Source organism: Metabacillus malikii, from assembly GCF_030813355.1.
Lineage (GTDB): Bacteria > Bacillota > Bacilli > Bacillales > Bacillaceae > Metabacillus > Metabacillus malikii.
The window spans coordinates 65,669-78,596 of record NZ_JAUSUD010000001.1; the positions used below are offsets into that span (position 1 = coordinate 65,669).

The following is a 12,928-nucleotide window of genomic DNA, read 5'->3' on the forward strand; positions in this document are numbered from 1 at the left end:
AGTTTACATCAACTCATATGAAATACATAGTGGAGCAATTGATGGAAAGAAGATTTTTGAAAAATCTATTTTCTTTTGTTGAAAATGATTATCATTGATGGTAAACTAAAATCAATGAAAAACATTCTCAACTAATACCATGGAGGGCTACTTCATATGACAATGTTATTTGTAGGGTGTACCGTTGTCACATATAGTATAATAATTGGTTATATTTTAAAGAATATAAATGCTAATAAAGCATAAATGATGTCCACATTGTGGGCTTTTTTTGTGCTGTTTTTTTCCACATTGTCAATCTAGTTATATACCTATAGTATAATACGAATAATTTGTTTGATTTTTCCTGTATTTAACACATACAAATCTGAGAATAAATACAATAAATATGTTTAGGATAGTAAAATTTTAAAAGATTCTGTAAAATGAAACTGTAATAGCAATGAAAAGGGGAGTATTAATGACTGCTACTGTGAAAACAGACATTTTAATACAAAGGTTAATCACACTTCATCAACAGATAAATAACGAAGAAGATAAAGCAAAATTAGTAGAGTTAGTGTTAAAGTATCATCAAGAAAAACTATATATCGCATTTGCTGGCCATTTTTCTGCCGGGAAATCTTCTATGATTAATGCTTTGTTAGATGAACAGGTTTTACCTACAAGTCCAATACCAACTAGTGCAAACCTAGTATTATTAGAAAACGGAAAACCTAAAGTTCAGCTATATTCTACAAATAAGGAAATCATTGAACTTAATGATCACTATTCGATGGAACATATAAAAGAATTTTGTAAACAGGGTGATATTGAAAGAATATCAATCCAAAAGCCGTATGACCATTTAAGTAAAAATGTTGTCGTAATGGATACACCCGGTATAGATTCAACGGATGCAGCTCATAAGCTGTCTACTGAATCAATGCTACATATCGCAGACTTAATTTTTTATGTAACAGATTATAATCATGTCCAATCAGAAGAGAACTTTTCGTTTATTTCTGAAATGAAAGAAAAAAATAAACTTATTTTTCTTATCGTTAATCAAATAGATAAACATAATGAAAGCGAACTTCCATTTCAATCCTTTAAAACAGAAATTATTGAATCTTTTGCGAAAATTGGATTAGATGACGAGGATATATTTTTTACAACTCTTAAAAAGATATCAAATGACGAAAATCAATTGCAAGAGATAAAGGAAATAATAAACCGCTTTATCGATGAAAAAGAACAACACTTAGATAAGAATGTAACATTATCTATGAAGCATGTCGTATTGGATCATTTAGAGCAATACAAAAGTGAATTACAACTTACGGATATTAACAAGTCAGATGTGCAGCTAAATATGAATGACTTGTTAGAGCAGAAAAGAAACGTCATAAGAGAAATTGACGATGAAAAGAAAAGGGCAATAGAATTAGAACAAGGTATAGTAAATAAAGTCTCAGCAATTCTAAAAAGCTCAAATATTATTCCATTTGAAACTAGGGAAAAAGCAAGTTTATTCATCGAAGCTTGTGATCCAACTTATAAAGTGGGCTTTCTTTTTTCAAAAGCAAAAACTGAACAAGAGCGTGAAAGACGAAAACAAGATTTATTTCAATCTTTGCAAAGCAATGTTGAAACACAGATAGTTTGGCATTTAACTCCACTTTTAAAAGAGTATATCGATAATTATGAAATTACAAATGTAACGATTATTCAGAAAGCACAAGAATTTTCATTTCAATTATCTGAAGATATTTTAAATGAGACATTAAAACCTGGAGCATCATTTAATAATCAGTACGTCTTAACGTATTCTTCAGATATTAGTGAGCTAATTAAACGGAAAGTGAAACAGAAAGTAATGGAAATTTTTGAAGAGATTATAGAAGCGATAGTAAGCAAAAAATCGTCTATTCTTCCATTATTAGAGGAGAAACAACAAAAAATCGAACAGGAACTATTAGCAGTGGAATATCTGTCTAACAATATAAGAGAATACGAAGTTTATGAGAAATCTATGTTAAGCGTATTAGAGAGTCAAAAAGAGTTATTTACAATTACAAACGTTAGTGAATGGTTAGAACAAAATCCGTTACATAAGCGACATGTTAATGGTGACGAAATAATAAAGAAATCTAAGAAATTGCCAGAAAAATTAACGGAAACACAGCATGAGAAGCAAGCACAACCATTGTTGAATAATAATCAATTATTTATCAATCAAACAGAGTCTATCATCTCAAGACTTCAGTACTTAAATGGTTTTAAAGATGTGACAAATTCACTAAAAAAGAAAGTCGGGAATTATAATTCTAGAACATATACAGTTGCTTTATTTGGTGCTTTTAGTGCTGGGAAATCATCATTTGCTAACGCGCTAATTGGTCATAAATTGCTTCCATCCTCACCAAATCCAACTACAGCTACAATTAATAAAATCGCTCCACCAAGTCCTGGAAAGAAACATGGGCATGTAGAGGTGAAAATAAAGTCTAAGGAGTTATTAGTAGATGAAGTATGTAACACAATTCCTTTGCTGAAAAATTCAGAAAAAGACTTTACAGTAATCCACAATCAACTTTTACAGTTAGCAGCTGACAGTACTAGTGAGGATGAAACGATTAAGAAATACCAAACTATCTTCTCAGAATACGAAGAAATTACAAGTGATGGTATGGTCATTTATACAGATGTAGAACATTTTCAAGATTATGTTGCTAATGAAAATAAAGCGTGCATCGTAGAAGAAGTGACTGTTTATTATGATTGTGATATTACAAGAGCTGGGATTACATTAGTTGATACACCTGGTGCTGATTCGATGCACACGCGCCATACTGATGTAGCATTTCAATACATTAAAAATGCTGATGCGATTTTATATGTTACCTACTATAATCATCCATTCTCTAAAGGTGACAGGGAGTTTTTACGACAATTAGGACGTGTAAAAGATGCATTTACTTTGGATAAAATGTTTTTTATCATCAATGCAATTGATTTAGCAAAAGATAAACAAGAGGTTCATCTAGTAAAAGGCTACATTGAAGAGCAACTATTACAGCAAGAGATAAGAAATATTAGATTGTACGGAGTTTCTAGTCAACACATATTGAATAATCAACGGGAAATGAATCAAGACTTTGACAAATTCCATAAACAATTTGAATATTTTATTGAGCATGAACTAGCTGAAACAACCATTGCATCCATTTATGAAGATTTACAGCAGTCAAATCAAAGATTATTATCAATGATTGAGATAGCAGAAAAAGACGCTACAGATAAGGAAAAGTTGAAATTACACTATTTAAAAGTTAAGGAAAAAATACAACAGGAATTATCATCGATTACAACGAACCATGTCGTGAAAACTGTTGCTCAAGAAATTGAAGAATTAATTTTTTATGTAAAACAAAGATTATTTTTACGTTTCTCTGATTTCTTTAAGGAAGCATTCCATCCTGGTGCCTTTACTAAGGATAAAAATACACAAGAAATACTTCATAATGCATTACAAAATTTTATAAGAGCAATCGAATTTGAAGTAATACAAGAAATACAGGCTACTTCATTAAGAATTGAAAACTTTTTACAGAAAACAATCGAACAGGAATATTTGCGGATTGTTCAACTTGTAAAAGAGTATACAGAAGATGTTTCATTATCAAAACCTGCTGTTATGAAAATTACTTCTCCGAAAATAAGGGTCGAATCTGCGAAAGAGTGGGAATTGCAATTAAAATCAGCATTAAAATTATTTAGAAATCCAAAATCTTTCTTCGAAAAAAATGAGAAGCAGAAAATGATCGATGATATGCAAGAGAAATTTGATTCACCGCTAACTGGCACACTGTCTGAGATAAAAGATGATTTTTCTTCGTATTATTTTAACGTTCTAGAGGAGTCGATTTTGGACTTAATTAGTAATTTAAAAGATCAGGTTGATGAAGGCTTTAACGCTCTAATGGAAGTTGATTTGATTGATATAAATGAAATCAAAAATATCAATCGAGAGCTGGAAGATGTAATTGATATCCATCATTAAGAATATTAAAATATATGATACAATCATATAGCGATAATTAATGAAAATATACTTGATTTTTTTGTAAGCTTTATATCACTAATTCTACACTCTGTTGATATTGGTGAGGTGTACATTGGGAAATTCTCGGTGTTTTGTTTTAAAGGTGATTGTCTAGATAGGGATTTATAAAGCTTGTATTAAAAGTATTGGTATTTGTGAGGGGTATGTAAATGGATAAAGGGAAATATCAAGTTTGTGCAACTTGTATTCATTTTAAAGTAAACAAGAATAAACATAAGACAAATTATATTTGTAGCAGACTTAATTATGAAACTAAGTCCACTTATTCGTTTTCTTGTTGGAACCCTAAGCAAAAAGTGTTAAAGTTAATGGAAAAAAGAGGTGTTCATATTGGGTAATGTACATGAGGCTATTTCTCAACACAGTAATAAACAGCATCAACATGTTCAATCATTTTTAAAATTAGAGGCTAGACGTGAAGCGTTAATCGAAGAAGCTGTACAACTTTGTCTTAATTCGTTACCGTTTGATGTAGACCAGATTAATCAAGTGACAAAGGATATGAATAAATTAGCTTCTAAGGGGATTGTACCAACAAGAAAGCTTGTAACAACTGATATGGTAAAAGATTATGTAAGTAGAAAGTATAGCAAATAAGCAAAAAACAGTTCCAGTCATTTACATACCGTACTTACACATGATTTTCGTTTGGAAAAGGGATGATAAGAAAGTAAATCAATAGCGACATTGATTTATGAAATCATTACGTTTGTGAAGAGGTGTGCTAAATGGGTAGAGTGAAACTGGGTAATGCGAATGCACAGCGCAATAACAACAAGAAAAAAAAGAATGGCTTTAATACAGAGTTTGAATCATATGCTCAACATGAAGCAATGAAATTAAGTAGTCAAAAGAAGGAAGACTAAGCCCAATGGCTTAGTCTTTTGCTTTGACTGTTTGGGTAAGTCTTTTTTCAGATAGATAGTGTTTTTTGCACTAATTTGTAAAGGGTTTGTTGAAGTGAAAGTGCGAGACTCCTGTGACACAGCTTTACGCCAAGGAGGCTTACCACCTAGCCTGCGGAAAGAGAGAACATACGGAGACAAACCATTAAGAAAACCAGTAAAAAGCAACGATGTTAACGAAAACAGTCTTTCGTATAGAGACATCAACCTTCTTTTATGTAGTGGTTAAAATTAATTTATGAAATGGTGCGATGTACCAAATATAATTTGGACTAGGTATGTTATGATTACATATAGATTGTAATGTGAGAGGAGCCTAAAATGGGTAAAGAGAATCATTTATTAATTGTTGATGGGATGGCATTACTTTTCCGTTCATTTTTTGCGACATCAGTTTACGGACATTATATGGTTAATAGTAAGGGTATTCCAACAAATGCAGTAAATGGGTTGTTAAAACATCTATTTGCTGCAATTGAATATGTGAAACCAAGTCATGTAGTTGTTTGCTGGGATATGGGGAGTAAGACTTATCGTAATGAACTTTTTCAAGAATATAAGTCAAATCGACCAGAAGCACCATTGGAAATGCAACCACAATTTCAGTTAGCAAAAGAGGCAATTACAGCTTTGGATATCCCGAATATTGGACTTGAAGGGTATGAAGCTGACGACTGCATTGGAACATTAACAAAAAAATTTGCGGATGAGACTAAAATGACGATTATAACTGGTGATAGGGATATATTACAACTGCTAAATGACCAAGTAGATGTCCTTATCTTTCAAAAAGGAATCGGGAATTATAAGCACTATAAACAAAACGTATTTGTTGAAGAATTTGGCATAGACCCTCAAATGCTCATTGATGTAAAAGCGTTAATGGGAGATAGTAGTGACAACTATCCTGGTGTTAAAGGAATAGGGGAAAAGACAGCATATAAACTAATTGGACAATATAAGTCTATACAATCACTTTTAGAAAATTTAACAGAATTAACTAAAGGACAGAAAGCGAAAATAGAAAATGATTTAGAGATGCTGCATTTATCTAGACAGTTAGCAGAGATAAATTGTAAAGTACCTGTTGAATGCTCTTTACATGAGATGAAACTTTCTATCGATGAAGAAAAGGCATTTTCTATGATACAAGACTATGAATTAAAAGGCATACGGAATTTACTTAGTAATATAACGAATGTAAAAGAGGCAATGTAAAGCCTCTTTTTTTATTTTGTGTTTTTTTTCTTTGCAGCATTTTCTAATTTACTTTTAGGTTCTGTAGAGAATTCAACATCCTCACCGTGACCTTGAGGATTTACACTAGGTGCTATCTTTCCACGATTGTTTCCTTTCTTTTTACTACTCATTTCTCATCACCACCTCACATATATTATGTCCAGTAAATGAAGATTACATGAATTGTGACCCTACACCAAAAACTGTTTGATTGAATGAAAAAATGATGGAATTTGTCGAAGAACTTCGATATGATAGTAATTGAATCCTATCAAGTTAGGTGGAAAAAATATTGAATTCAATCAACAAAATTACCGATTATATCGATTACTTAACAAATAAAGGTTTCACGTTAGGTGAAGAAGCAGTTGGATTTATTAATTTTGGCAAACAGTATACTAGTACTGAGGATAAGTTAGTTATCATTGCCATTGAATTAACGTTGAAAATCCAAAAAGAGTTTGATGGGGCTTTTTTTATTTCACTTCTCGAAATGTTTCATAATGAAAGGGTTAGAAATAAAAAGCAAGCATTAATTTTATTGCATAGCTTAAATCTTATATAGCGCTATATTTCCTTTCTTCTTATTGGTAATTCTGTGATTATCATCGCAATAAATATGAACAGACACCCAATTACGCCACTAAAGACTAGCCTTTCTTCATTAAAGAGATAGGCTGTAATCGCAGCAAATACAGGTTCCATAGTGAAAATAAGCGCAACTTTTGTAGCAGAAGTATATCGTTGGTACGTAGTCTGAATGTAAAAAGCTGCGGCAGTTGCAAAAATTGATGTTATCATAAAGGCAAATAAAATATTTGGATTTAATATAATTAGATAATTAATTGCTTCAATTTCTTCAAATAACCATGAACTTGCAAAGCTAAGTATAGAGACAGTAAATAGCTGTATAATCGTCAATGGAAGAGCTTGAAAGTGTTTCGAAAATAAATCCGTAAAGATAATTTGTAAAGCAAAAGCAACTGCACAAAGTAAAACGAATAAATCACCAATGTTCATATTAGACATGTCCCCAAGTGTAAGTAGATATAGTCCAGTTGTACCTAATAAACAGCTTAGAAAGATGATTGGTCGGGGTCTTTCCTTCAAAATGACCATGGCTAATAGAGGGACAGCCATAACACTAAGACCCGTAATAAAACCAGCTTTTGAAGAGGTAGTGTAGAGTAATCCTACTGTTTGAAAAGCGTAACCTAAAAAAAGAAAAAAACCTAAAAATACTCCTGAAACAATTAACCGCTTTGTGAATATACGATTATCTCTTCTTAAAAAGGTTATTAAACATAACGTTGCAATTAAAAATCTAATGCCGTTAAATAAATGGGGCGGAATAAATTGTATTGCATTTTGCACGATAACAAAAGTTACTCCCCATACAAATGCTACAAATAATAAACTAATATCTGCAATTACTGTTTTTTTCATATGTAAACACTTCTTTTCTACATGTTAACTATGTTTTATTGATTCTATCCTGAGGGATAATATAACGACAATAGATAAGAGCTATTGTTTTAGGATTGCACTCCTCGCAAGCTTATCTGCGACTTTATTTTCACTACTTGGTATCCATTTGATAAAGAACAAATCAAATAATTCAACTAACTCAAGAACTTTTTTTAACATGGGAGCATATAGAGTATTTTTTACGAATTGTTTATCAACAGCATGTTCTACCAACTGTGAATCCGTTCGAATGGAAATAATTTTAAAATCTTTATGTAGACATACTTCTAGTGCTTTTATTAATGCATGAAATTCTGCCTCATGATTTGTCATCACCCCAAGTGGAAATGATAATTGTTCATTTTGGCCATTCCCTTTAATAAAAACACCTGCACCAGATTTGCCAGGGTCACCTGCGCTTGCACCGTCAATATATACTTCAATCATACATATACCTCCCGATATAAAATATTTAATAAAAGTAAAATAGGTGTTAAAATAAAAAATGTCGTCTAATTTTTAAGTAAACAGATAAAATAAAATGAAATCGAATATGATTATAGCATAATGAAAACATTACGTAATAGAAAGTAATCATATAGTTCATGATTATTTGTGTAAGTTGTGTATGAAAATTACGATAAAGGTCTTACATTGATACGTAATCGTCAACATAATTAATTCTATTCAGGAGTGACGTCATTGAAATATAGAATGGAATGGACCTACCAAACAAAAAAGAAAAAACAGACAGTTCTTTCAACAGAGTATTTACCTATAGAAGATGTAATAACATTTGCAGATGATTTTATTCAAACAGGAAGAGTGAAAAATTTAGAAATACTGTCAGAAGACGATGTAACATGGACATTAAAGGAAATTAAGAAATTAAACGAAATCGTAAAAGACGAACCTCATGAAATTTATGCTTATTTTGATGGTGGATATCATAAAGCAACAAAGTTAGCAGGTTTTGGAGCTGTTATTTATTATACTCAGAGTAATAAAAAGTATCGAATTAGAGTGAATGCAAGTGTTGATGGAATTACTTCGAATAATGAAGCTGAATACGCGGCATGTTTATTTCTTGTAAATTTATTTGAGGAATATGGAATCTCTAAACAAAGTGTCACAATTAAAGGTGATTCCCAAGTTGTTCTTAATCAGTTAGCAGGTGAATGGCCATGTTACGAGGAAGAATTCACGGTTTGGTTAGACCGCATAGAAGCTACCTTAAAAAGCTGTCAGCTCAAACCAGTATATGAACATATTACAAGAAAAGAGAACCACGAGGCAGATAAACTAGCAACACAAGCGTTAAATGGTATAGAAATTAAAAGCAAACTGTTGGTGAGTGAGGAATTGAATGAAAATGAGTAAAAGACAAATGTTACAGGAATTAAGTGAAATTATGGATACGTATTGTGTTGATTGTTTACTAAAAAAACATTTCCGGGAAGAAGTTGGAAAAAGTTATGCCCATTCATTTTGTATTAATAAATGTACTGTGGGTCAAAAAATAAAAGAAATAGGTGGGAAATTAACTTAATTATAAATTATGATAATGGAACATTAGATTTATATATAATATAGGCAATAACCAAAAGCTATAAATAGGGGTCAGCAGCACTTGACATTGTGTAAAGTGCTGCTGACCCTTTTCTTGTAGTGCAAATATTTTATATGGTTTTGAAAATGGATGTTTTTAACTAGTCTAGTTTTTTCATTTTAGGCATATCGCAGTTTTAAAAACTTAGTCCATCGTTTTGTTTAGTTCTATAGTACCTAATGGATTCTAAATAATTCTATTATGCTTCTGTGTACATATTGACTTATTTATTTACTGTTGTGCTTCTGATAACTGGTGTTCACATTGCTGAAGTAATGAAGACTGCTCTTGGATAAAGTCTTCATCATAACCTGTATGTTGCGAGCGATTCATGATATTACGTGCATCTTGGATTGCTTCCTCAGCGCGTTGAATTGCTTCAGGATCTAACTGCATTGTTGCAGATCCAACCATTTTTTGTGCAGCTTTTACAGACATTTTAATCTGTTGAATATCATTTAAACCGCTTATTAATCCTGTGTGGTTAATATGGTCCATAATAACACCTCCAATATTACTATTTGAAGTTTTAAAATTAATATTCGTTAAAAAAAACAGCAAAAAAATTATATCGGAAAGACTAATGGCATGGTAAAATGGAGAAAGACATAATTTATGTAAAATAATAACACTAATGTGAAACTTTTTAACTAGATTAATCGTCAAATAATAGAAGGAAGGAGTGAAATTGATGCTAAAAAATGAACCGTTGGATTCTACAATAAAAGAAGCATTCTTAGAAATATACAATGATCTAGATAAGTTAGTCTTTATAGCGAACAATGCTAATATATTTAATCAGCATGAAGTGTCAAGAATTGAAAAAAGCATCAAACAAAATGTAAAAGCGATAGAGTATTTACTTGTCAGTAATAAATAATGTTCCTACTATTTACATATTATGAAACTATTAATATAGCAAAAAAGAGGCGGAAAATGTTCCTGCCTCTTTTGTACAAGTTGTATGTTAAATTACAATGATTCTTTAATTATAACTTCGTTACATTAGCAGCTTGTGGTCCGCGGTTTCCTTCAACAATTTCAAAAGAAACTTCTTGACCTTCTTCTAATGATTTATAACCTTCACCTTGAATAGCTGTGAAATGTACGAATACGTCATCTCCACCTTCAACTTCGATAAATCCAAACCCTTTTTCGTTGTTAAACCATTTTACTTTACCGTTTTGCATAGTACTTAATCCTCCTAATACTGTAGCACAGGTGGTGCTAAAAAAGTTTTTATCAAAAGCAGAATATATGTATGAGAAATATTTTATAAAAACGCTATCATATATATTCAGCTTAATGATGCTTTTACTATACAACAGTTTAACAATAACCGTCAAGAAGCTAGAGCATATTTTACCAAACCTTCTGATATTTACAAATTTTTAATAATACCTCTACTTACAGCTGCATATATTTGTTAAAAAAATGGAGTGATAAAATGTATAGGCTTCAACTTAGTGGACAAGTTATTATTATGGTTAAGAGCAGAAGTTTAAGCGACCATGAATTTCATGATGCTTACGAATATGTCAAGAAGCTTGGTAATGAGTTGTTACACTTGAAACGTGAGGACTGTCTGATTATACAAGATAGTAATCAACATTCCATCGTACTTAAAAGGTTAAATACTGATACATTTACGATTAAAGTCTTGCATAAAATTAATGGTCATAAAGTCTACCAAATTTAAAACTAGTAGTTCCCTTTTTTTAAAAAAAGGTTATAATAATGATAATAACTAAAGTAGCTTTTCACTACAAAAGATGGATGAAGGTATGATACATAATCATCGTATACAATCATGATGAAAGCTACATTGGCTAATATGGAAGGAGAATGTCAATATGGTTGAAAAAACGTTTACGATTACAAATGATGCTGGGTTGCATGCTCGACCTGCAACTGCACTAGTTAACGCTGTTAATTCTTTTACATCTGAAGTGAATTTAGAAGCAAATGGAAGAACAGTGAACTTAAAATCTATTATGGGCGTAATGTCTTTAGGTATTTCAAAAGGTGCACAAGTAAAGATTACTGCGAATGGTTCCGATGAGAACGAAGCATTAGATGCAGTAGAACGTGCAATTAAAACAGAAGGATTGGGTAGCTAATTATCTAAAGAAAAAGTGCAGATGCCTTTATGGTCATCTAGCACTTTTTGTTTTTAAAGCGGTTACATAACAATTTTTCGAATAAATCGATAATACTTCATTAATTGTCTCCGGTTTTATCCTGCTGTTGTTTATTTCGTTTATTACCCTTGCTATTGTCACCTGCAACATGCTCCTTAGCGAGTTCCATTTGATGTAATCCATTTTGTGGTGAGTTTTGGTTCATACTTCCTTTATTTGCTTTTTTCGTCATGATACTCATCCTTTCGTCATTCGTTTTAATGGCTCCAATATAAATATTGAAGAAGTGAGCCAATAGGTTAGTTACGTGTAAGTACTATACCCTAAATATTGCCCAAGCATACAGTTCAGTTTTAGATTATGTACATATTCGATATGTATATACGTAAATAAGGCTGCAAAGTTGTAGCCTTATTACGCTAAAAAGGAGAATTTATAAATAAACACTTTGATTTTTTGACAATTTACTCTCGATTTGTCTAGTATGGTGAATCCATCCTGTATATGATGAACTAATTTTTCCCTCTTTGTTAAACTTAACAATAGCCATGTATGGAAAATGATTATTTGTGTGGAATCGAAGGTCAATCCATCGAACCTCTGTCCCTGTTATTGTCGGATATGAAATCGCGTATGTATGCTTTGAGTTTTTTAAAAAATGCAGCACGTTTTTATCATTTCTTGAAGCGGATATAAACTCACATTTCATGTCTTGCTTCTTATAATTATATAACCAATTCACTTGCAGACCTGAAATGATACCAACTCGATAATCTGCTTCTGACTCAACGACAACATTCCAACTGTTAAGATTCATTTTTGGCACTAATGTTACTGTACAGTTTAGTAGTGATATTTTTTTCAAAATGAATTGTCTTTTTAAGTAATGAACAATTAATCTAATAATGATATAAATAGAAATTATTAGGTATGCGAAGGTAAAGACTGTGCCAGGTGGATAATTAAAAGACCATAGTATGAAACAAACAAGATGTATAACGAAGATAATTGGATCAAATAAGGGAAGGGTATTTAATGAAAGCCAACGTTTAGTTAAAGGTCTACCAGCCTGTGTTCCATAAACATTTAATAAATCAAACCCAACATGTAGAACTACAGCAATGAAAGTCCAATAGAAAATAGGGGAAAATGAAGAACCTCCTCCAAATAGAAAACATAGGCAACTAATGAATGCTGTCCAGATAAAAAGTGCAGGTATAGAATGTGATAAACCGCGATGATGTTCAATATACATACCGTTCCCCTTAACTAACTTAACAGCATAATCAAAATCAGGGGCATTTGAACCAAGAATAGTCGCAAACATAATAGTTTGGGCTAATTCGGGATTTGAAGCAACAGCAGGGTCTATATAAGCTAGACCTGCTAATCCAAATCCCATAATGATATGCGTACTTGTATCCATGTTAACCTCCAGGTAAAAGAATTACCCGCTTCA

General features: G+C 31.6%; 17 protein-coding genes. 10 read left to right on the top strand and 7 right to left on the bottom strand.

Annotated features, from left to right (window positions below; all coding sequences use genetic code 11):
* Positions 1–460: 460 nt before the first annotated feature.
* The 4 genes from J2S19_RS00360 (at position 461) to J2S19_RS00375 (ending at position 6,231) form a co-directional block, all read left to right on the top strand.
* The gene (locus tag J2S19_RS00360) at positions 461–4,045 is read left to right on the top strand and encodes a dynamin family protein (protein WP_307335536.1); all 3,585 of its coding nucleotides are present in this window, start codon (positions 461–463) and stop codon (positions 4,043–4,045) included.
* A gap of 393 nt (positions 4,046–4,438) precedes the next feature.
* A complete protein-coding gene (locus tag J2S19_RS00365) occupies positions 4,439–4,705 on the top strand; it encodes a YpbS family protein (protein WP_307335539.1) in 267 nt (88 codons plus the stop codon).
* 131 nt (positions 4,706–4,836) lie between these two features.
* Entirely contained in the window at positions 4,837–4,974 is a 138-nt protein-coding gene (gene ypzF / locus J2S19_RS00370; protein WP_307335542.1) for a protein YpzF, read from the top strand.
* A gap of 360 nt (positions 4,975–5,334) precedes the next feature.
* A complete protein-coding gene (locus J2S19_RS00375; RefSeq protein WP_307335544.1) occupies positions 5,335–6,231 on the top strand; it encodes a 5'-3' exonuclease in 897 nt (298 codons plus the stop codon).
* An 11-nt stretch (positions 6,232–6,242) separates the two neighbouring features.
* Here J2S19_RS00375 and sspL read toward each other — a convergent pair whose 3' ends face one another.
* Positions 6,243–6,383: a small, acid-soluble spore protein L gene (gene sspL / locus J2S19_RS00380; RefSeq protein WP_307335547.1), complete on the bottom strand. Its 141-nt coding sequence runs from the start codon at positions 6,381–6,383 to the stop codon at positions 6,243–6,245.
* Positions 6,384–6,544: 161 nt separating this feature from the next.
* On the opposite strand from sspL, the gene J2S19_RS00385 reads away from it, so the two are divergent.
* The gene (locus tag J2S19_RS00385) at positions 6,545–6,817 is read left to right on the top strand and encodes a DUF6123 family protein (RefSeq protein WP_307335550.1); all 273 of its coding nucleotides are present in this window, start codon (positions 6,545–6,547) and stop codon (positions 6,815–6,817) included.
* Positions 6,818–6,819: 2 nt separating this feature from the next.
* Here J2S19_RS00385 and J2S19_RS00390 read toward each other — a convergent pair whose 3' ends face one another.
* Positions 6,820–7,698, bottom strand: coding sequence for a DMT family transporter (locus J2S19_RS00390; protein WP_307335552.1), 879 nt, complete (start codon positions 7,696–7,698; stop codon positions 6,820–6,822).
* A gap of 81 nt (positions 7,699–7,779) precedes the next feature.
* On the bottom strand, positions 7,780–8,166 hold the full coding sequence (locus tag J2S19_RS00395) for a reverse transcriptase-like protein (RefSeq protein WP_307335554.1): 387 nt from the start codon (positions 8,164–8,166) through the stop codon (positions 7,780–7,782).
* 255 nt (positions 8,167–8,421) lie between these two features.
* On the opposite strand from J2S19_RS00395, the gene J2S19_RS00400 reads away from it, so the two are divergent.
* Together J2S19_RS00400 and J2S19_RS00405 are read left to right on the top strand one after the other, a co-directional pair.
* Positions 8,422–9,099 (top strand): reverse transcriptase-like protein, encoded by a 678-nt coding sequence (locus J2S19_RS00400; protein ID WP_307335557.1) that lies wholly within the window; start codon positions 8,422–8,424, stop codon positions 9,097–9,099.
* A complete protein-coding gene (locus tag J2S19_RS00405) occupies positions 9,092–9,268 on the top strand; it encodes a zinc-finger domain-containing protein (protein ID WP_307335559.1) in 177 nt (58 codons plus the stop codon). Before J2S19_RS00400 ends, J2S19_RS00405 begins: the two co-directional genes overlap by 8 nt.
* A gap of 291 nt (positions 9,269–9,559) precedes the next feature.
* Here the strand turns inward: J2S19_RS00405 and J2S19_RS00410 are convergent, their stop codons facing one another.
* Entirely contained in the window at positions 9,560–9,826 is a 267-nt protein-coding gene (locus J2S19_RS00410) for a DUF2564 family protein (RefSeq protein WP_307335561.1), read from the bottom strand.
* A gap of 193 nt (positions 9,827–10,019) precedes the next feature.
* On the opposite strand from J2S19_RS00410, the gene J2S19_RS00415 reads away from it, so the two are divergent.
* Complete coding sequence (locus J2S19_RS00415) at positions 10,020–10,208, top strand: hypothetical protein (protein ID WP_307335564.1); 189 nt, start codon at positions 10,020–10,022, stop codon at positions 10,206–10,208.
* A 109-nt stretch (positions 10,209–10,317) separates the two neighbouring features.
* Here J2S19_RS00415 and cspD read toward each other — a convergent pair whose 3' ends face one another.
* The gene (gene cspD / locus J2S19_RS00420) at positions 10,318–10,518 is read right to left on the bottom strand and encodes a cold-shock protein CspD (protein ID WP_026562601.1); all 201 of its coding nucleotides are present in this window, start codon (positions 10,516–10,518) and stop codon (positions 10,318–10,320) included.
* 257 nt (positions 10,519–10,775) lie between these two features.
* Here cspD and J2S19_RS00425 point away from each other — a divergent pair, with 257 nt between their 5' ends.
* Positions 10,776–11,027 (top strand): hypothetical protein, encoded by a 252-nt coding sequence (locus tag J2S19_RS00425; RefSeq protein ID WP_307335567.1) that lies wholly within the window; start codon positions 10,776–10,778, stop codon positions 11,025–11,027.
* Between the two features lie 154 nt (positions 11,028–11,181).
* Positions 11,182–11,448 carry a phosphocarrier protein HPr gene (locus J2S19_RS00430; RefSeq protein WP_307335570.1) on the top strand — a complete coding sequence of 89 codons (267 nt, stop codon included), beginning with the start codon at positions 11,182–11,184 and terminating at the stop codon, positions 11,446–11,448.
* Between the two features lie 100 nt (positions 11,449–11,548).
* Here the strand turns inward: J2S19_RS00430 and J2S19_RS00435 are convergent, their stop codons facing one another.
* The gene (locus J2S19_RS00435) at positions 11,549–11,701 is read right to left on the bottom strand and encodes a hypothetical protein (protein ID WP_307335573.1); all 153 of its coding nucleotides are present in this window, start codon (positions 11,699–11,701) and stop codon (positions 11,549–11,551) included.
* Between the two features lie 201 nt (positions 11,702–11,902).
* Positions 11,903–12,895: a metal-dependent hydrolase gene (locus J2S19_RS00440; protein WP_307335577.1), complete on the bottom strand. Its 993-nt coding sequence runs from the start codon at positions 12,893–12,895 to the stop codon at positions 11,903–11,905.
* Between the last annotated feature and the right edge of the window lie 33 nt (positions 12,896–12,928).